Raw genomic sequence first — 23,008 nt, 5'->3', positions numbered from 1 at the left:
ACTGCTTATCATCATATGACAGCCATCACAAAACAAAGTTTTTTCTTCGGGTCGAGGTCTCGTTATTTATGATTTTAAAGTGGTATAAAATGTCTGAACTAGGCCAGTCAACCCCTCTATTTTATCAAAAAGGACACAAAAAAACCAGCTTTCTCTAGCTGGTACTTATAGTCCGTACGGGATTCGAACCCGTGTTACCGCCGTGAAAAGGCGGTGTCTTAACCCCTTGACCAACGGACCATAATCTGTGTCTCTACCCTCAGGTAGAACTGGGGTAGCTGGATTCGAACCAACGCATGAGGGAGTCAAAGTCCCTTGCCTTACCGCTTGGCTATACCCCAAAAGACTCTTATAATTCTACAGAAAAACTAGTAGGCTGTCAACACTTTTTTAACTTTTTTTCAAAAAAAGCAACCGGAAATACCGATTGCTAGGAGTTAGGAGATTTCATCATCTAAGCGAACTTAGATAGATGATATGAGGTCGCTTCAACCTCATATGAAAAAAGAAAAGTTTTAGGATGGTTTAATTATATGTTTTGCTAGAAATAAAGTCAAAGAATTTGACTCGCAAAATCCGAGTTAGGGTTAAGAGTTATGATAACCCTCTCTAGCCCCTAGATAACAAGCTTAGTTGATAGCTTTATTCATCATCCTGCGAAACCAAATGATGTCTAAAGGCATAAACAACAGCCTGAGTACGGTCATCAACATTGAGTTTTCCAAGGATATTAGACACGTGAGTTTTAACGGTCTTCAATGAGATAAATAGCTCGTTAGCAATGGTTTGATTGTCATAACCCTTAGCCAAAAGAGCCAAGATATCACGTTCACGTGCTGTCAAGTCATCGTGTAGGTCCGGATGGCTATCATGGTATTTAATCTTATTGTCCACCTCAGTTTCGATAGCTTCTTCACCACGGTAAACCTTACGGATACTATTGAGAATCTCTGCTGCACTACTAGTTTTAAGCATATAGCCTTTGGCTCCAGCTTCAATGACTGGATAAATTTTTTCATTGTCCAAATAGCTAGTCAAAACCAAAATCTTGGCTTCAGGCCATTCTTTGAGCAATTCCAAAGTCGCTTGAACCCCATCTAATTCAGGCATGACAAGGTCCATAACGATGACATCCGGACGCAGTTCCAAGGCAAGATCGACACCCTCTCGACCATTTCCAGCCTCTCCAACGACTTCTACATCTCCTTGGAGATTCAAGAAACTTTTAAGGCCCAAACGGACCATCTCATGGTCATCGACCAAAATCACATTAATCTTATTCGACATTGTCTTCTCCTCTTAATATCGGCACACGAACATCGATAGATGTCCCCTTACCTTTAGCAGATAGGAACTGCACAGTTCCCGCCATTTCATCGACACGCTCTTGGATATTTTTCAGGCCATAACTCATCTCGTCAGTCGAAGCATTTAAGTCATAACCAACACCATTATCCAACATTTTCAATTGAATTTCCTGACTATTTTGATAAAGATAGACCTCTATCTGGCTAGCCTTGGCATGCTTTAGGGTATTAGAGATAAACTCTTGGGCAATCCTAAAGAGATTATTTTCAATACGCTTGGGCACTTTCTTAACCATATCCTTGTAGACGACATGAATATTGGATTTATCGGTTAATTCCTTAAGGATCATCTGCAAGCCTTCTTGCAAGGTCTTGTTCTCAAGCTCTGTCGGACGAAGATGCAAAAGCAAGACACGCATATCATTTTGAGCGTCTGTAAGCATAGCCTCAACCGCCTGGATCTGATTATGCAAATCCTCCTTACTTAGCTGATCTGCCATCTGAGAGACTCCAGATAGGATCATACTAGCCGCAAAAAGTTCCTGACTAACGGTATCGTGAAGGTCCCGAGCAATACGACCTCGCTCCTTCTTGATAATATCACGACTTTGAAGGGCTTGAGCATTCTCAGTTTTCTGCAAGTCCTTAGTCAATTTACGCATCTTATGAGATAAGCGCATCATATTCTTGTCTAACTCAATATCTCCCTGACGTTTGACTGGTTGATTATTGATAATACGTCGCAAATCCTGATTGACTGAACGCATACTGTTATCATTAGCAATGGCCCAGAGAATATAAAGCAATATGAGCAAACTCAGAACCACAAAAAACATGTTAAAAAGGAAGTGGAAGGCCTGAGACAGATTGCCGAAAACCAGTGAAAAGTTGAGGTTAAAGCTATCCATCACTACAAGGGTAACGCCAACCAAAACTACAACCGAGTAAATCAGGATTAAAAATAGGTACTGTTTCTTCATTTGCGACGTACCTCCACTGGTCCAGCTCCCACATTGAGAATCAATTTAACTGTCCGATGGGCATGCTCATACTCTGCACCTTGCAAGGTCAAGCTTTCATAACGGAGGTCGTATTCATCTTCATTAAAGAAGGTGACAGAGCTATAAATTGCCGATATGTTGAGTTTGACGGAAACATCAATTGGTACCAAGATAGTCGTCGGTCCATAGAGTTTCTGCAAAATCACGACATTATCTCGCCCCGAAACAATAACCTGAGTCAAATCAATCACATCTGTCCCAAAGAAACGGATGATATTGATATCATCAAAGTCATAACGATCACTGACAGGTTCCATACGGGTCCCAATCCACTGATTTCGGACAGCCCGAGGATCTAAGTCATCTTCCTTAAATTGGATGAGGGCGTAGCGATTCTTTTTCTTAACCTGTGAAAAATGGTTTATCATGACATAGGCCACACCCACTAGGATAGCAAGCACCACATAGATATTCCACATGGAAACCAGAAAAAGTGAGATCAAACAGATGGTCAAGACAAAGTCACTCTTGGACTCCTTGTTAAAAAAGCGAACAGCCAGCAAGGTCAAGACCAGAATGAAAATAAAACTAGTAATATCATTATTAAAGATGGTGATCAGACCCAGAGTCAAAAGCAGGGCTTCCACCACTAAGAAAAAATTAAATTTGGTCATAAGGACCTCTCAAATAAAAGTATACAGGCTTCATTCTATCAAATTTTAAGGCAATTGACAAAAAGACCCAGTTTAAGCACCGACTAACCAAGATAGAAAAGGGGTAGCAGAAAGCAAAAAGGTGCCTCCATTAAAGGAAACACCATCCTTCATTCAAAAATCCTAATCGTCAGTTTCGTCCATTTTACTATTTATGAGTTGCACCGTACTTCTGATTTCCTCCAGTATGACACGTTGTTCCTCCAACTCCTTCTCAATCTCAGCCAATTTTCTTTCAGTCTGACGACCTGACCGCACAAAAATATTATTGAGAGAGCTTGTTAACAACCCCAGAGTGGCAATCCCACTAAACATGAGAACGACCGCAACGGCCTTACCTACCAATGTTTGAGGAACGATATCGCCATAACCTACCGTAGTAACCGTTGCTACAGACCACCAAATAGCATCAATAAAATTATGGTGCTCTACTCGGGCAATGACAGCACTACTGATAAGGATGATAATACTATTAACCGAAAGCAGAAAATAAAAGCCATTTCTGCGATTAATGCGATTGGAAATGTGCTTGAGCTTGCTACTCAAACCAATTAAGCGGGAGAGTTTGGCCAAACGAGCAAAGCGTCCCACCCTTGAAAAACGAAGGAAGGTAAAGACTTCATTGTAGGGAATGATAGCTAACAAGTCCAAGACATGCGTTTTAACAAAAATTCGCTTACGAGGTGCCAAGGAGAAACGAATCGCATAATCAATGGCAAAGATGAGCGTTATAGACTGATCTATCACTCTGAAAGGTCGCCTTCCAATTGAAATTAATCCAACCAAATCAAAGATAACCAAGCTAATGGAAATCAGGGCCAGGACCGTCATGACGATATCGTAGGTAATGATATACCTTCTCAGTTTTCTACGGTTTCTCATAGCGTCTCTCCTATATGTGATGTCTTCATTATAAAAGAATCTCTGACCCCTGGCAAGCAGGCTTTTTAAGCTATCGACAAGAAGTCTAGATAACAAAAAAGAGAGATGAAATAACCTCTCTTTTTTTGTTATCTTAGTTATTTAAAACTACTGTAGCTCTGTGTGAGTAGCCTCTGTCGAGGTTTCAGTGCTTGAAGTTGTACTGTCAGTACTTGAGCTCGTCGATGACGAATGTGTCGTACTGCTTGAGCTTGACTGTAGACTTGAACTTGCTGTTGCAACTGAAACATAGAGAATCACTGTACCATCAACACTTGTACCAGCTTGTGGATCTTGATAAAGGACCTCTGTACTGCTAGGAACCTTATCCTTGTCTAACTTGGCACCAGTATTATAGTCATGGTACTCGATACTACTACTTGAGATACTCTTACGATTCAAGGTTTGAACCGCTGTTGAAACCGTCAAACCAGTCACATCAGGCATGGTAACTGTCTTAGGAGTTGCCACACGGAACTTAATCTTGGCCTTACTATCCTTAGGATTGAAAGACTTGTTTTTCCCTGGACTTTGAGATAGGATTTCTCCCTCTTCAGCACTGTCGTCTTCGACATGCTGAATATCAATTTGGTCCTCAGAAACGCCATAATTCGAAGTTAAGTCCTCAATGGCATCTTTGTAGTTTTTACCTTTGTAGTCTTTCAACGCAAAACCTTTACTACCGGAAGAAACATAGATATCAATGCTTGATCCTTCTTTTCGTGTGGTTCCAGCTGTAGGATCAGTCTTGATGACCTTGCCCGTATCGACAGAATCATCTTCCACTTCTTTGACTTCTCCTACCTTAAATCCAGCACCCTCAATTTTAGTCTGAGCTGTGGACAACTCTTGGCCGACCACATTAGGCACCTGGACATTATCAGGATTGGTAAATACCAAATAGGCAAAGATGATAATACCAATAAAGACAAGTCCTAGGAAAACCTTGAGTAAGGTTGAAAAGAAATTCTTCTTTTTCTTCTTAGCTGGTGTCGTTTTCTTCCTCGGTTGTTTACTTGGAGCAGGTGTAGGCTCTGATGGCTCAGCAGCAACGGCCTTTTTCTCAAGGCTTGCTGATGGAACTGGATCAACCTTCGGTAAGGTCTTGGTATCCGTCATATCATCAAAGACTACCTTGGCATCGCGTCGATGACTAGGATGCAAACTCGTTACCAAGTCACGGCTCATTTCCAAAGTACTATTATAACGATTCTCTAGTTTTTTGGCTGTTGCTCGAATTACCACGTTTTCCAAGGCTTGGGGAACGTTACGGTTCTCTGCCAAAATCGATGGGAGTGGCTTTTGGAAATGTTGGAGTGCAATGGTTACCGCACTATCGCCATCGTAAGGAATATGACCTGTTAACATTTCAAAAAGCATAATACCCATAGCATAGATGTCGCTCTGGATAGTTGCTTTCGATCCACGAGCCTGCTCTGGTGAGAGGTAGTGGACAGACCCCAACATAGAGTTAGTTTGAGTTAGACTAGTCTCTGCAAAGGCAACCGCAATTCCGAAGTCTGTAACCTTGGCTGTACCGTCCTTAGTTAAAAGAACGTTTTGTGGCTTAAGGTCACGGTGGATAATGCCCTTTTGATGGGCAAGAGTCATGGCGGAAAGAACCTCCCCCATGATACGCACAACATCTTGGTTAGAAAGTGGCGCATGGTCTTGAATATATTTCTTCAAGTCCGAACCATCTACATACTCCATCACCAAAAACTGCTGGCCGTCTTCTTCGCCAATATCTCGGATTGCAACGATATTAGGATGACTGAGTTCTGCCATGGCACGCGCTTCACGCTGGAAACGCGCCACAGCCACCTGATCCGTTTGGTAATTGGTACGTAGCACCTTAATAGCTACTCTTTCATTATCCAGAATCAGGTCGTTAGCCAGATAAACATCCGCCATACCACCACGCCCGATAGACTTAAGGATTCGATAACGTCCAGCAAACAATTTGCCAACTTGGATCATTATCCTTCCTCACTTTCTATTTTGATGAGAGCAACGGTAATATTATCATGACCACCAGCCTCATTGGCTGCAGCTACCAAACGACTCGTTTTTTCTTCGACGAAACCAGGGCTGTTGACAATATGAACAATCTGTTCAACTGAAATCATATTGGTCAAACCATCTGAATTAGCCAAAATATAGTCTCCTGGTTCCAATTGTTGGACACCAAGGTCAGCCTCAATCGGAGCAGCTTGCCCAATAGATTGCGTAATGATATTACGTTGTGGGTGAACCGCTGCTTCTTCTTCAGTCAACTGACCAGCCTTGATAAGAGCATTGACCAAAGAGTGGTCGTTCGTCAATTGCTTATACTCACCATTACGGATAAGGGCAATACGTGAATCCCCGACATGGGCGAAAATCACAGCATTATCAACAAAGGCAAGAACCTCGATAGTTGTTCCCATTCCCTTATATTCTTCGTTTTGGCCAAGCTCATAGATTTTACGATTTTCTGCATCAATAGCAGCAATCATCCAATCACGAATTTGACTCAACTCACGAAAATCAGTGTTAATCCAGTCACGACCAAGGTCAGTTACCGACATCTCACTGGCAATATTTCCAGCACGGTGTCCACCCATTCCGTCTGCAACAACGACAAGGGTAACACCAGCTTGGTTGACAAATTTATTAACAAAATCTTGGTTGTTTGACCGTTTTTGGCCAATGTCCGTTAATAATGATATTTCCATAGTTTTCTTTCTGACTTGCGTCAGCATTTCCTCCTCTGTAACCCTAAGCTTTTTTACGCAACTGTGCGATGAAAAAACCATCAGTTAGATACTGTTCGGGGGTAATTGCCAAACAGCCATTGACCACGATGTCTTTACATGGATGGTCTAAGGCAACTTGCTCAAAATCAGGATGGCTCTCAAGAAAGGCTTGAATCACCTCTTGATTTTCTTCTGCTATGATGGTGCAAGTACTATATGTTATTATACCACCTTTTCGTAGGGTTTGACAAACGCTGGATAGGATATCCAACTGCACAACCTTAAGGGACTCAAAGTCTTGGAGATCCTTGTTATATTTGATGTCGGGTTTCCGACGAATGAGGCCAATCCCTGAACAAGGAGCATCCACTAAAATCTTGTCAAAACTATCAGCCGGAAAGACTTGATGTACCTGACTAGCATCCAATTTCTGTGTCTTAACCTTATCAGCTAGGCCAAGACGCTGTGCATTTTCTTCGATAAGGGCAAGCTTATGATCATAGAGGTCAAGCGCCGTCACATGTCCACTCGTCAAATAAGAGGCCATATGAACCGTCTTACCACCAGGTGCCGCACAGGCATCCAGGATCTCTTCTTCACCTTGAATTCCTAAAGTTGGTGCAACCAGTTGACTGGTCTCATCCTGAATGGTCAACAAGCCCTCTTTAAAATAATCTGTTCCAGCAAAGTAACCTGAAGACTTAACAAGCCCGACTGGTGATAGGACTGAACGCTCAGCCCCAGTGGTCTCCGCTATCTCTTTCAAACGTGACGCATCCGTTACACGTACACTAGCCTTATTTCTCACAAAGAGGCTTTGGAAAATAGCAAGGGCACGGTCTTCTCCATACTGGTCGATAAGTTTTTTAACCAACCATACAGGTAGAGAATACTGAACGGAATAGCGTTTATTGACACGTTTAATCTTGCTTGGATCTGGCAAAGGCTGGCTAGATAGTTTACGAAGAACCGCATTTACCAGCTTCTCAGCACCCTTTTTATTGCCACGATTTTTGGCAATAGCAACAGCATCATTAACCACCGCATGGGCTGGAATCTTATCTAAATAGACCAACTGATAAAGGCTCAAAAGTAATAAGTCATAAACCCAAGGCTCAAGCTTATCACGGTCCTCAATAACATGGGCTAGGATCCACTCCAAAGTAATCTTACGAGCCACGGTCCCATAGACAATTTCCGTCACCAAGGCCTTGTCCTTATCTGTAAGTTGCGACTTGCTCAGATGTGCATTGAGAGCAATATTTGAGTAAGCCCCTTCCTGAAAGACTTCTTCTAAGACTGCAAGTGCCTGTCCACGAGCTGTTTTTTTCCAATCATTGGCCAAATGCATCACCTACTTCAAGATTGCGTCCGACCCCATTAAGGAAATCAGCAATAGCCATACGAGGTTTTCCAGCAGGTTGAACTGTCTTAAGCGAAATGGCTCCTTGACCAGTCGCAACTACCAAACTCTTCTTGGTTTTTTCAATAATATGACCAGCCTGTCCTTGACCTTCTGCCAAGTCCGCCTCATAAATTTTGAAACGTTTGCCATCAAGCAAGGTATGTGCTACAGGCCATGGGTACATACCACGGATTTGATTGAAGATGTCACGAGCGGACTTGTTCCAATCAAGGCGCTCCTCTTCTGGGCTAATATTTGGCGAAAACGTTACCTGACTAGCATCTTGAGGAACAGGTTTGATTTCCCCAGCGATATAGGCAGGCAAGGTTTCAAGCAAGAGGTCACGACCCAAGACTGCCAATTTTTCAAACATGGTACCAACATTATCCTCGTCAAGAATTGGCAAGGCCTTTTGGCTAACCATGTCACCAGCATCCATTTCCTTGACCATCTCCATAATCGTCACACCTGCTTCTGCATCACCATTGATAATGGCATAATGAATAGGTGCTCCACCACGGTATTTTGGCAGGAGTGAAGCGTGGACATTTACTGCAAAATCCATGCTATCAAGCAACTTGCTTGGCAAGAATTGTCCATAAGCCGCAGTAACAATCCCATCAGCACCAAGTGCCATAAGCTGTGCCATTTCCTCAGAACCTGACAATTTTTCAGGTTGATAAATTGGCAAGTCATGCGCCAAAGCTACTTCCTTGACTGGTGTCATGCGGATTTCTTTTTTACGGCCGACAGCACGGTCTGGTTGCGTCACCACAGCGACAATATCATAACGCTCATCGGTCAAAAGTCCTTCCAGCACTGTCGCTGAAAAGGCAGGCGTTCCCATAAATACTAATTTTGTCATATTCTTCCTTTTCTAGATTAGGTAAAATTCTGAGGTTCGTGATCAATAATCAAACGCAGGTCCTTGTTTTCAGGTTCCTGAGTCATGTCAAGGACCCTATTAAGCGTTTCTTCTAAGTTATCCTCAAAACGGTATTTGATAATAATCTGATAATGATAAAGGTTATGTGTTCGGGCAATTGGCTTAGGCGTAGGCCCTAGGAAGGTCACCTTGTCTGACAGGTGCTCTCTTAAATAAGCCATAACCTCATAGCTCTTGCGAACCACAAACTCTTCATCCTTGTGAGAAAGCGTAATTCCTACCGTATAGAAATAAGGCGGATAGGCCAACTGACGTCGAATCCCCATTTCATAGGCGTAGAAACCTTCATAATCCTGTTGCTGTGCAAACCGAATGGCATAATGACTAGGATTATAGGTTTGAATAATAACTTCCCCTTCCTTGTCAGCACGACCAGCACGACCAGCCACCTGAGTCAACAGTTGGAAGGTACTCTCAGCTGAACGAAAATCTGGTAAATTTAGCGACGTATCTGCATTCAAGACCCCTACCAAGGTAACATTTGGAAAATCCAAGCCCTTGGCAATCATCTGAGTTCCAAGCAAAATGTCGGCCTTACCACTTCCAAAGGCCTCCAAGAGTTTCTCGTGAGCCCCTTTCTTACGTGTCGTATCAACATCCATACGAATCACTTTGGCTTCTGGCAAAAGTTCCGTCAACTGGTCATAAGCCTTCTGTGTCCCAGTCCCATAATAGCGAATCTGACGGCTCTGACAGTTAGGGCAGACATGTGGTATTGCTTTTTGAAAATCACAATAGTGGCAATTCATGGTCTTAGTATCCATGTGCAAGGTCAATGAAATATCACAGTTGGGACAATCATCCACATAGCCACAGTCACGACACATGACAAAAGAGGAATAGCCACGACGGTTCAACATTAGCACGACTTGTTCCTTACGTCCCAAGCGTTCTCGGATTTTCTCTAAGAGAGGTGGCGTAAAATCACTGGCCTCTTGACGGCCCACAAAATCCTTAAAGTCCACCACTTCCACCTGAGGAATTTTGGCATTAGGATTAGCCCTCTGAGTCAACTCAAGAAAATGGTAAACCCCTTTCTGAGCTCTCGCCCGAGTCTCAATAGACGGTGTTGCTGAACCAAGAACAAGCACGGCTCCATGACTCTTAGCCCTAAGCAAGGCCACATCTCTAGCATGGTAGCGAGGATTGGATTCTTGTTTATAAGTAGCCTCATGTTCCTCATCGATAATGATAGCACCGATATTGTCCAAGGGAGCAAAGACAGCCGAACGCGCTCCTACGACAACCTTGGCCTGGCCTGACCTAACCTTTCGCCACTCGTCAAATTTCTCACCGTCTGACAATCCTGAATGCATGATGGCCACCAAGTCACCAAACCGTGAAATGAAACGATTGGTCATTTGGGGCGTCAGGGAAATCTCTGGCACCAAGACAATAGCCGTTTTCCCCATAGCCAAGGTCCTCTCGATAAGATGCAGATAAACTTCGGTCTTCCCTGATCCCGTCACTCCTTCCAATAAGAAAGGTTTGCCACCTTGTCCGATTTGACGCGTCATTTCTTCAACAGCCTGCGCCTGTTGAGCATTAAGCTCAAGAAAATCCGTCTTCTCTACCTTTTCAAAGTAGCTATCGGCACGATTGACCTCAACTTCAGTGATGACCAAGGCACCAGCTTCGATGAAAAACTTAACCACATCTCGTGAAAAAAGCTTGTGAAGGTCTGCCACCTTCCCTGGCTCACTCTTCTCGAGCAAGAAGTCCCGCAACTCCAATCGTTTCTTGGCCCGTTGCGAAATAGCCAAAGTCTCGAGAATGCCCTTTTGAACACTATAGTGCTTCTCAGTCTTGATATTCTGCTTATCCTTAGCAAGGTAATCAACCGTTACACGCCCAGACTGGACCAGACGAGGAATGGCTTGACGCTGCTCCTCTGACAACTGCGAGAAAAGAACATGATCCTGCCCCTGAAGAAAAGTCTGTTTATCTTCTTCACCTAGTTTATCAGTCGCCATGATAACCTTATCGTACTGAGAATTAAGGAGACCAGGTAGCATTGACTTCAAGATGGAAATCTTATAGGAAAAGACCGTATGTCGCATCTGATCAGCCAAGTCCAGTTGATCCTGATTAAGGACTGGCTCATAATCTAAAAGCTCAGCAATAGGTTTTAATTCAGGAAAGTCTCTTAAGTTCTCCTGCTCTTCTAAACCAATAACAAAGCCTTGCAATAGACGATTTCCTTTACCGAAAGGTACATGCACTCGCATACCAAGGGCAATTTGACCTTGCATAGCTTCAGGGATAAGGTAACTATAAGGCCTGTCCGTCTGCATCAGAGGAACGTCTACAATAATTTGTGCTACTAAAACCATAAATTTCCTCCTGTTACTTCCTTAAGACCAGTATCTTTCAAGCTCAAGAAAAGCTGAGCTCTTGATTATCATCATAAAGAAGGAAGCTGAGACACTATGCCTCAGCTCCCCTCTCCTCATAAACCAAAGCATGACTTTGATTTTAGATTTTATCGCCTTCTTCTTTTTCTTTAGCGATTTGTTCTTTGATTTTACGTTCTTCTTCCTCAGCAGCAAGACGTGCTTGGATCACTTTCAAACGTGCCAATTCACGTTTAGATTCTGGATCTGGGTGAATAGTCACATTACCAGTTTCAATTTCTTCAAGGGCTTGAAGGGTTGGTTTTACTGACGTAAACTCTTGAGTTGGTTCAGCACCAGCGGCCAATTCATGGGCGCGTTTTGCTTGCAAAATAACCAATGAATATTTTGAAGGCACTTTATCCAAAAGTTTGTCAATAGAGGGTTTCAACATCATAATTCTATACCTATTTCTAATTTATTTATCTGATAATTTCTTTTCTGAAATCATATTACGATAGCGGCCAATCACACGGTCAACACGGAAGTGTTCTGCTTCAATAACACGTTTGACACGCTCAGCAGCTAGAGGCACTTCGTCATTAACAATGGCATAATCGTATTCGCTCATGAGAGCAATTTCTTCACGCGCACGCTCGATACGTTGAGCAATAACTTCCTCAGAATCTGTTCCACGACCAACCAAACGTTCTTGAAGCTCGTTCAAATCTGGTGGCGTCAAAAAGATGAAGACAGCATCTGGAACCTTTTTCTTAACCTGAAGGGCCCCTTGAACTTCGATTTCAAGGAAAACATCAATACCTTTATCCAAGGTTTCATTGACATAAGTCAAAGGTGTTCCGTAGTAGTTACCTACATACTCAGCATATTCCAACATTTGACCATTACGAATAAGTTCTTCAAATTCCTCACGTGAACGGAAGAAATAATCCTTCCCATCAACTTCACCAGGACGCTGGGCACGTGTGGTCATTGATACTGAGTATTCAAATTTGTGGTCAGGTGTTGAAAAAATCTCCTGACGAACAGTTCCTTTTCCGACACCAGAAGGCCCTGAAAAAACAATCAAAAGTCCACGTTCAGACATGTCTTCTCCTTAAACTAAGATTAAAAATCTTCTTATGACTCACCTTAAAAAAGAGAAAGCAATCATCTCCTTTTACGGCTTAGGGGTTGTTCAGTGATTAAGTTACAGCTCACTTTTCAAAGCATGCGTTTTTCCTTACTATTTTACCAATAAAAGTGACTTTTTTCAAGGTGAGGACACCATTAAAAAGAGTGAATTCCTTTTCCCAGTACTCACTCTTTTTAAATACTCTTTTAAACCAAACCAGTCAGGAGACCTTGCATGAATTCTTCTGAATGGAACTCACCAATATCATCAATTTTCTCACCAAAACCAATTAATTTAACTGGAATATCCAACTCTTGGCGAATAGCTAGGACCACACCACCCTTGGCACTACCATCCAACTTAGTCAAGACAAGACCTGTAAGAGGTGTAATTTTTGAAAATTCCTTGGCCTGACTAAGGGCATTTTGACCTGTTGAAGCATCCAAGGCCAAGAGGGTTTCATGAGGTGCTTCTGGAACCACACGTTTGATAATACGACCAATCTTTTCAAGCTCTGCCATAAGATTGTCTTTATTTTGCAAACGACCCGCAGTATCAATCATAAGGACATCGACTCCCTCTGCAAGGGCCTTTTCCATACCGTCAAAGACCACTGAAGCTGGGTCAGCCTTTTCAGCACCGGTCACTACTGGCACATCAACACGACGCCCCCACTCAACCAACTGAGCGACAGCTCCCGCACGGAAGGTATCAGCAGCTACCAACATAACTTTTTTGCCTTCTTGTTTGTATTTATGCGCCAACTTACCGATAGACGTTGTCTTACCAACCCCGTTGACACCAACGAAAAGCATGACTGTCAAACCATCTTGGAAATTAATCTGCTCCTTGTAGACATCATCCTTCTCGTAGATGTCCACAAGTTTTTCGATAATCAAGCGTTGCAAATCTTCAGTCTTTTTGACATTTTCAAGGCGAGCTTCATAGCGCAAGTCTTCCGTTAATTGCGTGGCAACATTAACCCCAACATCGGAAAGAATCAGCATTTCTTCCAATTCTTCGAAGAACTCCTCATCAACACGACGGAAATTCGCAAAGAATTCATTCAAGCGAGCAGCAAAACCTGTACGCGTCTTCTTAAGGGTACGATTGTATTTTTCTTGTTCTGTTTCAGTTTTTGAGGCCTGAACTTCTTCAGGTTTTTCCTCAACTTTACGGGTTTGAACAGCCTCAAAAGTAACCGTTTCACCTTTTTCTGCAGCAGCAGCTACCTGAGCCTTTTTAGCATAGTAATCAGCCATGACATCTGCGAAGTGGTTATCCACAGCGACTTGGATTTCTTCTGACTCTGATACGCCCTCTGCTTCACTTGACGCCTGATCATCAACAGATAGGTCCTCATCAGACGCTACTTCACTTTCTTCTGTTACAGTAGATTCGCTTTCTTCAACAGATTCTGTAGACGAAATCTCTTCTACTTGAGTCTCTGACTCACTGAGCTGTTCTGTTTGACTTTGGCTTGTCCCTTCACTTGTTGACAAGTCTTGATTATCAAGAGCCTCAGTTTCTGAAATTTCCTGATTTGCTACAGTCTCCTGTGACTGGTTTTCCTCTTGTCCAAATAATCGATCAAATAGACCCATTTGGTTCTCCTTATTTCTCTAGAATATATTTGTGGATGGCCTCAGCCACTCCAGATCCCTCATTAGTTTTTGTCGTTACTGCCTTGGCAACAGCCTTAACCTTAGGAACAGCATTTGCCATAGCCACACCTAGACCAGCCCACTCCAACATGGTCAAGTCATTTTCCTCATCTCCCATAGCCATAACCTGACTTTTATCAAGGGCAAGATAATCAGACAAAAGTTTCAAGCCTACAGCTTTATGAACCCCTTTGGGCATAACCTCAAGGATAATTTCACGAGACTTAAAAACTTCAAAATTCTGGTATAGCTGTTTAGGTAGTTTTTGAATTTGAGCATCCAAAAACGCTTCCTCACAGACCGTAACTACCTTATTATAGACGATATTTTCAGGAATGTCATCAATACTCTCCACATCAACGAAGGTCAAGGTAGGATTAGCCTGACGATAGAGAGAATGGTTGCCTTTACTCGGAACCCCATAGACAATACCATCACTGATAACATCCATAGGAAGCCCTAGAGGTTCAAAGACAGCATAAATCTGTTTTAAATCTTCTCGACTCATCTCTTTCTTTATGAGGATATCCCCATTATTACGCTGAACCAAGCCACCATTGAAGGTCACACTATAGTGCTTATCATCCAACAATCCCAAATCTTTCAAGATATGAGTAATAGCTGGCAGAGGACGACCAGTCGTAATGACCACATGAACCCCCTTAGCTTCTGCCGCCTTCAGAGCAGCTCTATTTTCAGCTGTTACTTGCTTATCCTTAGTAAAGAGGGTCCCATCTAGGTCCAAGGCTAGTAATTTAATCTCAGACATCTGAGCCCACCAATCCTTCCATGTAGTCAAAAACTGCACCGTCTTTATGGTGACCAATCACCTCATCAGCTACTGCCTTAATCTCATCACGCGCATTTTCCGTAGCAACCGCACGCCCTGCAAAGGTCAGCATCTCCATATCATTGAGATTATCACCAAAGGCTACAACATCTGAAGCTTGACGCCCCAACTCTTGACAAAGATGGTAAAGACCAAAGCCCTTGTCCACACCTTTAAGGATAATATCCATAGAATCAAAGCCAGTTGTCACAGCTGTCATATCCTCAAAAATCGTGTTGAGGTAGTCACCACGTTCCATAATGGTATCCCCTTGGAACTTAGCAGTTACCTTGAAAATGTCATCTGTAACCGCTTCAAGGTTCGTTGCCATAACATTTTCATAGTAACGTTCCATGGCCTTAAGATAGGCTGGATCTGCATCGTTTGGAGCATAGGCACCACGACGTCCCGACAAGAGAATTCCCTCACAAGTTGGCAAGGCTAAAGTCGTGTCTGCAATTTCTAAATAATCTTTAGGTTCTAGCTTGGACTCAAACAGGACTTCACCCTTGTACTGAACCAAGGCTCCATTCTCCGCAATAATAGCAATGCGGTCCACAAAACCATCAAAAAGCTCCTCCAAGGCCAAGAGAGCTCGGCCAGAAGCTACTGTAAAAACGTAATCTTTAGCTTCACAAGCAGCCAAAAGGTTATCCAAACGTGTCTTATCATAGGTACCAAGATGGTCTAGAAAAGTACCATCCATATCTGTTGCTAAAATTTTCAAAATAATCTCCCTTCAGGTCGAATATACTTGCCCCTATTGTACCAAAAATAGGAACATAAGTTTGGGAAAAGCCAAAGAAATTAGAGAAAATATGGCATTTTACTTGCAAATTCATCATTTTAGTTGTATCATTACGATAGTACAAAAATAATACTATTATACTTTTAGAAAGGAGTCTCTTATGGCTTGGACATTTGATGAAAAATCGCCAATCTATCTTCAAATCGCCTATCGCGTCAAACTGAAGATAGCTTCCAAGGAATTGAGTATGGGACAACAACTCCTACCTGTAAGGGAATTTGCTCAGGAAGCCGGGGTCAATCCCAACACCGTACAAAGAGCCTTCCAAGAACTTGAAAAAGAGGGGCTGGTCTATTCTGCCCGTACCTCTGGTCGCTTTGTTACCGAAGATGAAAAACTTATTGATCAAAAACGACATGAGATTGCCCAAAGTCTCATGAAGAACTTTGTCACTGAGATGGCAGCCATTGGTTTTAGCTCACCTGAAATCAAAGCTATCATTACTGACTACATTGAACAAACAGGAAAGGACTTATAGACCGATGACTGATATTGTAACTCTAACAAATCTCACCAAGACCTATAATGGTCTTCCAGCCCTTAGAGATGTGACCATGTCCATTCCTTCTGGTAAAATCATTGGTCTCTTAGGACCAAACGGTAGTGGTAAAACAACTCTCATCAAGATTTTGAATGGCCTCCTCCAACCAACTTCTGGTTTAGTAACCATTAATGGATTTCAGCCATCACCTATCACCAAAGCTCAAGTAGCATATCTACCTGATACAACTTATTTAGATGAAAGTAAGACTATCCAATACTACTTGGACTTCTTCCAAGATTTCTATGCTGACTTCCGCTATCCTCTTGCCTTGCAACTCTTGCAGGATTTAAAGCTCCAGCCTGATTTGCGCCTTAAAGATCTTTCAAAAGGTAACAAAGAAAAAGTTCAGTTGATTTTGGTTATGAGTCGTGAGGCTAAACTCTATCTCCTCGATGAACCTATCGGTGGTGTCGATCCTGCATCACGTGACTACATCCTTAAAACCATCATCAACCAATACTCTGAAGATGCTTCTGTTATCATTTCAACCCATCTGATTGCAGACATTGAATCTGTCCTAGATGAAGTTGTCTTCTTAAAATACGGTCAGATTGAACTTCAAGGGGACGCTGATAATATTCGTCAAGCCCATGGCAAATCTATCGACAAACTCTTTAGAGAGATGTTCCACAACTAGGAGGTATGAGCATGTTTTGGAAATTAGTTAAATATGAATTACAATCGGTCCGTAAATGGTACCTCGGCATCTATGGTATTGCCATCCTACTCTCAATCCCCTTGGGTTTAATGCTTCGAAAATCTATTTTTGTAACTGAACAGAGCCACCAAGAACCTAGTCTACTCTTCTTTGCTTTCTTCACACTGATGGTTTTTGCTACCATTATTGTATGGGGAACTATTTATATAGCGACAATAGTCCTCATTGTCAGACGCTTTGCAAAGACTGTCTTTGGGAGAGAAGGTTATCTAACCAATACGCTCCCAGTTTCTGCCCACCAATTAATCTTGTCTAAACTCTTGGTAGCCTTTATTTTAGATATCATTTCATCACTCGTTATACTTCTTTCGATTGGAATTATAGCTGCTTTCTGCCTTGATATGAAAGATATCCTCCTAGCTACCAGCTACTTTGGCCAAATTCTAAAAGAGATAGGCGCTTTCTACCTATTCATCCCTTCTACAATCTTGTCAATGATTGCTGGTATCCTTTTCTATTACCTCTGTATTAGTATCGGAAACCTCTTCAATACTAACAAAGTTCTTATGGGATTTGTCGCCTATTTCGCCATTCAGGCTATCCTATTCTTTATTGGTTTCTTCTTTGGACTCGGTGCAGCCCTGACCGGAGATGCAACAAATACTGCAATTAATAACTCGTCATATATCTTTAGTCTAGTTCAGTCTCTCATTCTCATCGCGGCAAGTTACTTTGGTACCTACTATATCATGACCAAACGCTTAAATTTAGACTAAAGAAAAACCGTGTTCCTTCTGGAACACGATTTTTTTTTTTGCATTGAAAAGACTTATTTACTTTGTTCTTTACGATAAGTCTCGGTTTCGACCTTGTTACCCCAAACGAAGTGTCCTGGACGTACTTCAACCATTTCTGGTTTATCAACCGAATAGTCGTGTTGGTTTGGATCATAAACCTTCAAGACTTTCTTACGTTCCAAGATTGGGTCTGGAATAGGAACAGCAGACAAGAGTGACTTGGTGTAAGGGTGGATAGGATTGTTGTAGAGTTCTTCTGTCTCAGCAACTTCCACGATTGTCCCCTTGTAAATAACAGCGATACGGTCAGAAATGAAACGGACCACTGACAAGTCGTGAGCGATAAAGAGGTAGGTCAATCCCAACTCTTTTTGAAATTTCTTAAGCAAGTTCAAAACTTGGGCACGAACTGACACGTCAAGGGCTGAGATGGGTTCGTCAGCGATAACCAAATCAGGTTGCATGACCAAGGAACGTGCAATCCCAATACGTTGACGTTGTCCCCCAGAAAATTCGTGAGGGTAACGTGTCAAGTGCTCCTCAAGAAGCCCTACTTCTTTGATGATTTCCTTGATTTTAGCCTTACGGTCTTCTTCATCCTTATAAAGATGGAAATTGTACAAGCCTTCAGACAAGATATAATCAACTGTTGCACGTTCATTCAAACTAGCCGCAGGGTCTTGGAAAATCATCTGGATACGACGGATAAGGTCGTTTTTCTCAGAGTGAGACAAGTGTCCATTGATTTTCTTACCGTCAAAAATAATCTCACCATTACTTGTATCATTTAGACCAATAATGGCACGCCCGATAGTGGTTTTACCACTACCAGACTCACCAACGAGGGAAAAGGTTTCACCCTTGTTGATGAAAAAATTAGCATTGTGGACAGCAACGAATTTCTTGCTTCCTTCACCAAAGGAAATCTCCACATCTTTTACTTCAACTAACTTCTCAGGCATTGCCTTCCTCCTCATCTCCTAAATGTGCAAATCCCATATTAGCACGGATTTTTTCATGTAGATTTTGGATAACCGCAGGTTTTTCAACTTTTGGTGCATCCTTATGTAAGAGCCAGGTCTTAGCCCAGTGAGTATCTGAAACTTGGAATTGTGGTGCTTTTTCCTCGAAGTCAATCTGCATAGCATAGTCTGAACGCAAGGCAAAGGCATCCCCAACAACTGGTGTATAAAGTGATGGTGGTGTCCCTGGAATTGAGAAAAGCTCACCCTTATCATCAGCCAACTGTGGCAAGCTTGAAAGCAAGCTCCACGTGTATGGATGACAAGGCTCATAGAAAATTTCCTCAACAGTTGCGTATTCAATGATTTCACCAGCATACATAACAGCAACCTTATCAGCGATACTTGCTACCACACCAAGGTCATGGGTAATGAAAATCACTGAGAAACCGTACTCCTCTTTGAGTGATTTCAAGAGGTCGATGATTTGAGCTTGAATGGTCACATCGAGGGCAGTTGTTGGCTCGTCACAGATAAGGACATCAGGACGACAAGCCAAGGCAATGGCAATAACGATACGTTGACGCATCCCACCAGAGTATTGGAAAGGATATTCGTTGAAACGTTTTTCAGCATCAGGAATACCAACCTTGTCCATGTAATCAATGGCCATTTTTTTAGCTTCTTTGGCTGATTTTCCTTGGTGTTTGACAATGACCTCAACAATTTGGCTACCGATAGTCTTAATTGGGTCAAGACTGGTCATAGGATCTTGGAAGATAGTTGCAATCTTAGCCCCACGAATAGGTGCCCAATCTTGGTGACTCTTAAGCTTAGTCAAATCTTGACCGCGATAATCAATCGAACCACTAGCGACACGACCATTTTCTTCCAGCATCCCTGTAAAAGTTTTGGTCAACACTGATTTCCCTGAACCAGACTCACCAACCAAGGCTAAAACTTCACCTTCAACCAAATCAAGAGAGACCCCTCGAATAGCTGTCAAAACACGGTCACGAACGTCAAATTCCACGACGATATCGCGAGCCGATAATATTACATTTTTATTTTCTGTCATATTGGACTCCTATCTATGCGTACGTGGGTCACTGGCATCCGCCAAGTTTTGACCGACAATAAAGAGAGAGAGAGAAACGAGAATCAAGGTAGTCAATGGAATCCAGAAGAGATATGCATTGACTGTAACGTTCTGTGCATAGTCTGAAATCAAACGACCAAGACTAGGCGTAGTAACGGGAAGCCCCAAACCAAAGTATGAAAGGAAGGCCTCATAAGAGATAAATCCTGGCAAAAGTTGACTAGCCATGGTTACGATAACTGATACTAGTTGTGGCATGATGTTTTTAACCACAATCTTAGGAGTTGGTGTTCCCAGTGTACGAGAAGCCAAGTTATACTCCAAATCACGGTAACGCATGATTTGAATACGGATAGTATAGGCAATACCAATCCACCCTGTAACAGTCATGGCAAAGATCATATTCCAGAAACCAGCACCCAATGAGTAAGTCAAGACGATAACTACAAGGAGGGCAGGAATATTTGAGATGATGTTGTAGATTTCCATCATAATCATATCGAAGGTCTTAGAAATCCCCCAAACAGCACCCACAAGTAAACCAATAACAACGTTAAGGAAGGTAGCGATAACAGCAATAAGGATAGAATTACGAGCTCCAAACCAAACACTATCGAAGAGGGACTTACCATTACTGTCAGTACCGAACCAGTATTGAGCGTTTGGATGTACATAACGTACACTAAAGTCATTAACCTTAGACACATCATTAAAGTCAAATTTTGAAAACATCGGGTAGATAAAACTCATCAAAATGATAGCAATCAAGATTCCCAACATGACAGTTGTTGACTTCTTCTTGAAGAACTGACGCATCACCGATTTCCAGTATGAATAGGCCGGCGCATCAATTGTTTCAGAGGCAAAATCATCGCGCTTTACAAATTGGAACTTACTTTTATCAATTGAAGCCATTATTTACCTCCTTTAGATGTCAATTTGATACGTGGGTCAATTATAGTCATAAGGATATCACCCACAAGCAATGAGAAGATGGTGAGGGCTGTGAAAATAAATACAAGACCCACAACCATAGCGTTATTTGAAGCACGAACAGAGTCAATCAACATTTTACCCATACCAGGGAAGGCGAAGATCGTTTCTGTCAAGGTTGCCCCTGTGATAACACTAACGATAGAAGCTGGAATCCCTGAAACCAAGGAAACCATAGCATTTTTGAAAATGTGTTTATTCGAAATTTCTTGTTCTGACAACCCTTTGGCACGTGCAAAACGAACGAAGTCTTGTGATTGCAAGTCGATCATGTAACGACGAATCCAAATAGCAAGACCTGGTGTTGACAAGAGACCGAGAATAACAGATGGCAAGACGTATGAACGCCAGTCACCTGCACCCAAGATAGGGAAGGAATCTGGAAGACCAATTTCAGAACCTATCAAACGAATGATATAAACCAAGGCGATGGTTGGTAGTGAAAGCAAGAAAGTCAAGACACCTGTTGATACACTATCAAAGAGCGTGTTTTTAAAGCGTGCCATGTATGATCCCAATGGAATTGCCAAAGCATAAGACAAGACCAAACCAATCAAACCTGCAATGGCAGAACTTGTCACCATTGATGGGTATTGGTAGCGACTCTTGGTTGCTGTATATGGGTCATTTCCATAGTAAGAACGATCTCTCGCATCAGCCTGACTTGGTGATTTATAAGTACGAGAGTAGATATCTACTGAAGATATCTTCTTACCAGTAGGGAAGTTGACCTCAGAGCTTTGTGTTTGCCCTTGGCCTTGCGTAATAACATCAAGAACACCTTGCTCAGCATAAGTTGGGTAAGAGGTACCAAGGTTCATCTTCACAAAGTTTTGGTGAACAAATGGGAACTGACCGTTAAAGTAAAGCAAATATTTATGCTTAGTTCCTGAACCGACAACTGACCAACCGATAGCTGGATCATTTTCAATACGGATGTAACGCTTCAAGTTTGGATTTGTTTTATCTTTAACCCATCCAGTATTGTCAAATTCAAAGAGGTGCGTATAGAAGCCAAATACACGTTCAAGCACTGGAACATCACGTGTTGCATAGAATTGTTTACTTTGCTTGAATTGATGCAAACGCCAGCCATGTCCTAAACTATCCACATATTTTTGGTAAATAGCTTTATTTTCTTTTGTTGGCTTAGTGGTTACTGACTTATCAAGGGAGCTAGCTTTCTCCTGCAACTCCTTGGTGTCATAGTAATCAATGTAACCCATACGTTCATAGATTGTATTTTCATAGTTAGCCTTAGAATCAGCTGTCTTAGCAATCTTGTTGTAGTTAGGGTCCTGTCTGAAAATCAGACGCCTCGGCACCATGGTATAGATAATCGTGTAGGTCAAGGCCGTCACGACAAATATTGACAATAGAGAACGGAGGGTTCTCAATAAAATGTATTTTTTCATGTCTCTTCCTTTAATTCCAAAAGAACTTTCCCAATCTAATGAGAAAGTTCCATCGTCCTTTTATTTAACGTGTTTCTCAAGGTCTTTTTGAGCTTTTTCGTTGGACTTAGACTTTTCTTTAAGCCAGCTTTCACGGGCTTTATCATAGTTTTTCTTAGTGACAACATCTTTTTGAGGCTCAAGGTACTTGAAGTATCTGTCAGAACCCTTAGGTCCTACTTGAGAGTAAGCACCTGAGAATGGTGTCAAACGAGCTACCATTGGAGCAGCACCCTTGTTAACCATAAGTGGCATGAAGAGTGAGCTATCTTCCAACCAAGCTTGTGCCTCTGCATAACGTTCATAACGTACATTGAGGTCGCTTGTTTCTTTAGCTGCATTATCAACCAAAGCATCAAAGTCTTTAAGACCTACTTGAGCTGCTGCTGCATTGTTAGGATCGTCGAATCCCATGTAAGTTTTTGTGTTCTCACTAGCTGTTGTCTTGAAGATATCAAGGAATGTTGATGGGTCTTCGTAGTCAGGCGCCCAAGCAACTGAAATATTGATATCCCAGTCTTCTGCTGCCGCATTAGCTGCATACAAAGTACTGTTAAGAAGATCATCTTGAGACATTTGATGAACGTCCACAACCACATTTTCTTTACCGAGTGTCTTTTCAACAGATTGTTTCAAAGATTGTGCACGTGCTACAGTTGGTTTTGCAGCTTGGTCAACTGGAAGGTCCAAGTGAATTGGGA

At 42.2% G+C, this 23,008-nt stretch carries 21 protein-coding genes, 2 tRNA genes and 1 pseudogene; 3 read left to right on the top strand and 21 right to left on the bottom strand.

All coding sequences use genetic code 11. The features are described from left to right. Nucleotides 1–168: 168 nt before the first annotated feature. From HMPREF2979_RS09765 to HMPREF2979_RS09690, 16 genes are all read right to left on the bottom strand, one after another. Nucleotides 169–240, bottom strand: a tRNA-Glu gene (locus HMPREF2979_RS09765). A 29-nt stretch (nucleotides 241–269) separates the two neighbouring features. Beyond that, a tRNA-Gln gene (locus tag HMPREF2979_RS09760) sits at nucleotides 270–341 on the bottom strand. Nucleotides 342–642: 301 nt separating this feature from the next. Next, nucleotides 643–1,287: a response regulator transcription factor gene (locus HMPREF2979_RS09755; protein WP_070656574.1), complete on the bottom strand. Its 645-nt coding sequence runs from the start codon at nucleotides 1,285–1,287 to the stop codon at nucleotides 643–645. Next, nucleotides 1,277–2,287: an envelope stress sensor histidine kinase LiaS gene (locus HMPREF2979_RS09750; protein WP_045768527.1), complete on the bottom strand. Its 1,011-nt coding sequence runs from the start codon at nucleotides 2,285–2,287 to the stop codon at nucleotides 1,277–1,279. Before HMPREF2979_RS09750 ends, HMPREF2979_RS09755 begins: the two co-directional genes overlap by 11 nt. Further along, nucleotides 2,284–2,982 carry a cell wall-active antibiotics response protein LiaF gene (liaF, locus tag HMPREF2979_RS09745; protein ID WP_014634809.1) on the bottom strand — a complete coding sequence of 233 codons (699 nt, stop codon included), beginning with the start codon at nucleotides 2,980–2,982 and terminating at the stop codon, nucleotides 2,284–2,286. The genes HMPREF2979_RS09750 and liaF overlap by 4 nt, the downstream gene beginning before the upstream one ends. A 162-nt stretch (nucleotides 2,983–3,144) precedes the next feature. Beyond that, nucleotides 3,145–3,903, bottom strand: a complete 759-nt coding sequence (locus HMPREF2979_RS09740; RefSeq protein ID WP_070656572.1) for a potassium channel family protein — start codon at nucleotides 3,901–3,903, stop codon at nucleotides 3,145–3,147. A gap of 147 nt (nucleotides 3,904–4,050) precedes the next feature. Next, entirely contained in the window at nucleotides 4,051–5,922 is a 1,872-nt protein-coding gene (gene pknB / locus HMPREF2979_RS09735; protein ID WP_070656570.1) for a Stk1 family PASTA domain-containing Ser/Thr kinase, read from the bottom strand. Further along, nucleotides 5,922–6,659, bottom strand: a complete 738-nt coding sequence (locus tag HMPREF2979_RS09730) for a Stp1/IreP family PP2C-type Ser/Thr phosphatase (RefSeq protein ID WP_037604753.1) — start codon at nucleotides 6,657–6,659, stop codon at nucleotides 5,922–5,924. The genes pknB and HMPREF2979_RS09730 overlap by 1 nt, the downstream gene beginning before the upstream one ends. 43 nt (nucleotides 6,660–6,702) lie before the next feature. Beyond that, nucleotides 6,703–8,025: a 16S rRNA (cytosine(967)-C(5))-methyltransferase RsmB gene (gene rsmB / locus HMPREF2979_RS09725; RefSeq protein WP_070656568.1), complete on the bottom strand. Its 1,323-nt coding sequence runs from the start codon at nucleotides 8,023–8,025 to the stop codon at nucleotides 6,703–6,705. After that, on the bottom strand, nucleotides 8,015–8,950 hold the full coding sequence (gene fmt, locus HMPREF2979_RS09720; RefSeq protein WP_070656566.1) for a methionyl-tRNA formyltransferase: 936 nt from the start codon (nucleotides 8,948–8,950) through the stop codon (nucleotides 8,015–8,017). Before fmt ends, rsmB begins: the two co-directional genes overlap by 11 nt. Before the next feature lie 17 nt (nucleotides 8,951–8,967). Continuing rightward, nucleotides 8,968–11,364 (bottom strand): primosomal protein N', encoded by a 2,397-nt coding sequence (locus tag HMPREF2979_RS09715; protein WP_070656564.1) that lies wholly within the window; start codon nucleotides 11,362–11,364, stop codon nucleotides 8,968–8,970. 142 nt (nucleotides 11,365–11,506) lie between these two features. Continuing rightward, complete coding sequence (rpoZ, locus tag HMPREF2979_RS09710; protein WP_013990232.1) at nucleotides 11,507–11,821, bottom strand: DNA-directed RNA polymerase subunit omega; 315 nt, start codon at nucleotides 11,819–11,821, stop codon at nucleotides 11,507–11,509. A 21-nt stretch (nucleotides 11,822–11,842) separates the two neighbouring features. Beyond that, a complete protein-coding gene (gene gmk, locus HMPREF2979_RS09705) occupies nucleotides 11,843–12,472 on the bottom strand; it encodes a guanylate kinase (protein ID WP_002884259.1) in 630 nt (209 codons plus the stop codon). Nucleotides 12,473–12,705: 233 nt separating this feature from the next. After that, complete coding sequence (gene ftsY, locus HMPREF2979_RS09700; protein WP_070656563.1) at nucleotides 12,706–14,103, bottom strand: signal recognition particle-docking protein FtsY; 1,398 nt, start codon at nucleotides 14,101–14,103, stop codon at nucleotides 12,706–12,708. 10 nt (nucleotides 14,104–14,113) lie between these two features. Continuing rightward, nucleotides 14,114–14,932, bottom strand: coding sequence for a Cof-type HAD-IIB family hydrolase (locus tag HMPREF2979_RS09695; protein ID WP_070656561.1), 819 nt, complete (start codon nucleotides 14,930–14,932; stop codon nucleotides 14,114–14,116). Further along, nucleotides 14,925–15,719 carry an HAD family hydrolase gene (locus HMPREF2979_RS09690; protein WP_070656559.1) on the bottom strand — a complete coding sequence of 265 codons (795 nt, stop codon included), beginning with the start codon at nucleotides 15,717–15,719 and terminating at the stop codon, nucleotides 14,925–14,927. The genes HMPREF2979_RS09695 and HMPREF2979_RS09690 overlap by 8 nt, the downstream gene beginning before the upstream one ends. Nucleotides 15,720–15,900: 181 nt before the next feature. On the opposite strand from HMPREF2979_RS09690, the gene HMPREF2979_RS09685 reads away from it, so the two are divergent. From HMPREF2979_RS09685 to HMPREF2979_RS09675, 3 genes are read left to right on the top strand one after another with little or no spacing between them, the layout of a single operon-like run. Then, on the top strand, nucleotides 15,901–16,278 hold the full coding sequence (locus HMPREF2979_RS09685; RefSeq protein ID WP_002884206.1) for a GntR family transcriptional regulator: 378 nt from the start codon (nucleotides 15,901–15,903) through the stop codon (nucleotides 16,276–16,278). 4 nt (nucleotides 16,279–16,282) lie between these two features. Then, entirely contained in the window at nucleotides 16,283–16,981 is a 699-nt protein-coding gene (locus HMPREF2979_RS09680) for an ABC transporter ATP-binding protein (RefSeq protein ID WP_070656556.1), read from the top strand. 11 nt (nucleotides 16,982–16,992) lie between these two features. Then, complete coding sequence (locus HMPREF2979_RS09675) at nucleotides 16,993–17,778, top strand: ABC transporter permease (protein ID WP_070656554.1); 786 nt, start codon at nucleotides 16,993–16,995, stop codon at nucleotides 17,776–17,778. Nucleotides 17,779–17,831: 53 nt separating this feature from the next. Here the strand turns inward: HMPREF2979_RS09675 and HMPREF2979_RS09670 are convergent, their stop codons facing one another. From HMPREF2979_RS09670 to HMPREF2979_RS09650, 5 genes and pseudogenes are all read right to left on the bottom strand, one after another. Beyond that, nucleotides 17,832–18,761: an ATP-binding cassette domain-containing protein gene (locus HMPREF2979_RS09670; RefSeq protein WP_070656552.1), complete on the bottom strand. Its 930-nt coding sequence runs from the start codon at nucleotides 18,759–18,761 to the stop codon at nucleotides 17,832–17,834. Next, entirely contained in the window at nucleotides 18,754–19,839 is a 1,086-nt protein-coding gene (locus HMPREF2979_RS09665; RefSeq protein WP_070656550.1) for an ABC transporter ATP-binding protein, read from the bottom strand. Before HMPREF2979_RS09665 ends, HMPREF2979_RS09670 begins: the two co-directional genes overlap by 8 nt. Before the next feature lie 9 nt (nucleotides 19,840–19,848). Then, nucleotides 19,849–20,775, bottom strand: a complete 927-nt coding sequence (oppC, locus tag HMPREF2979_RS09660) for an oligopeptide ABC transporter permease OppC (protein WP_070656548.1) — start codon at nucleotides 20,773–20,775, stop codon at nucleotides 19,849–19,851. Further along, nucleotides 20,775–22,268: an ABC transporter permease gene (locus HMPREF2979_RS09655; protein WP_014634823.1), complete on the bottom strand. Its 1,494-nt coding sequence runs from the start codon at nucleotides 22,266–22,268 to the stop codon at nucleotides 20,775–20,777. The genes oppC and HMPREF2979_RS09655 overlap by 1 nt, the downstream gene beginning before the upstream one ends. A gap of 60 nt (nucleotides 22,269–22,328) precedes the next feature. Beyond that, nucleotides 22,329–23,008 (bottom strand): annotated as a pseudogene (locus HMPREF2979_RS09650) (peptide ABC transporter ATP-binding protein); the annotation flags it as partial.

The sequence above is a fragment of the Streptococcus sp. HMSC078H12 genome, assembly GCF_001814615.1.
GTDB classification, from domain to species: Bacteria; Bacillota; Bacilli; order Lactobacillales; family Streptococcaceae; genus Streptococcus; species Streptococcus salivarius_F.
Note: the sequence above shows the minus strand (reverse complement) of the source record. Positions and strands in the feature narration are given on the sequence as shown.

Coding starts and splice junctions, on each gene's coding strand:
- HMPREF2979_RS09695 (WP_070656561.1), bottom strand. CDS start 14,932: ATGTCTGAGATTAAATTACTAGCCTTGGACCTAGATGGGACCCTCTTT.
- HMPREF2979_RS09685 (WP_002884206.1), top strand. CDS start 15,901: ATGGCTTGGACATTTGATGAAAAATCGCCAATCTATCTTCAAATCGCC.
- gmk (WP_002884259.1), bottom strand. CDS start 12,472: ATGTCTGAACGTGGACTTTTGATTGTTTTTTCAGGGCCTTCTGGTGTC.
- pknB (WP_070656570.1), bottom strand. CDS start 5,922: ATGATCCAAGTTGGCAAATTGTTTGCTGGACGTTATCGAATCCTTAAG.
- oppC (WP_070656548.1), bottom strand. CDS start 20,775: ATGGCTTCAATTGATAAAAGTAAGTTCCAATTTGTAAAGCGCGATGAT.
- HMPREF2979_RS09740 (WP_070656572.1), bottom strand. CDS start 3,903: ATGAGAAACCGTAGAAAACTGAGAAGGTATATCATTACCTACGATATC.
- ftsY (WP_070656563.1), bottom strand. CDS start 14,103: ATGGGTCTATTTGATCGATTATTTGGACAAGAGGAAAACCAGTCACAG.
- HMPREF2979_RS09680 (WP_070656556.1), top strand. CDS start 16,283: ATGACTGATATTGTAACTCTAACAAATCTCACCAAGACCTATAATGGT.
- rpoZ (WP_013990232.1), bottom strand. CDS start 11,821: ATGATGTTGAAACCCTCTATTGACAAACTTTTGGATAAAGTGCCTTCA.
- liaF (WP_014634809.1), bottom strand. CDS start 2,982: ATGACCAAATTTAATTTTTTCTTAGTGGTGGAAGCCCTGCTTTTGACT.
- HMPREF2979_RS09730 (WP_037604753.1), bottom strand. CDS start 6,659: ATGGAAATATCATTATTAACGGACATTGGCCAAAAACGGTCAAACAAC.
- HMPREF2979_RS09675 (WP_070656554.1), top strand. CDS start 16,993: ATGTTTTGGAAATTAGTTAAATATGAATTACAATCGGTCCGTAAATGG.
- HMPREF2979_RS09755 (WP_070656574.1), bottom strand. CDS start 1,287: ATGTCGAATAAGATTAATGTGATTTTGGTCGATGACCATGAGATGGTC.
- HMPREF2979_RS09670 (WP_070656552.1), bottom strand. CDS start 18,761: ATGCCTGAGAAGTTAGTTGAAGTAAAAGATGTGGAGATTTCCTTTGGT.
- HMPREF2979_RS09715 (WP_070656564.1), bottom strand. CDS start 11,364: ATGGTTTTAGTAGCACAAATTATTGTAGACGTTCCTCTGATGCAGACG.
- HMPREF2979_RS09665 (WP_070656550.1), bottom strand. CDS start 19,839: ATGACAGAAAATAAAAATGTAATATTATCGGCTCGCGATATCGTCGTG.
- HMPREF2979_RS09655 (WP_014634823.1), bottom strand. CDS start 22,268: ATGAAAAAATACATTTTATTGAGAACCCTCCGTTCTCTATTGTCAATA.
- HMPREF2979_RS09750 (WP_045768527.1), bottom strand. CDS start 2,287: ATGAAGAAACAGTACCTATTTTTAATCCTGATTTACTCGGTTGTAGTT.
- fmt (WP_070656566.1), bottom strand. CDS start 8,950: ATGACAAAATTAGTATTTATGGGAACGCCTGCCTTTTCAGCGACAGTG.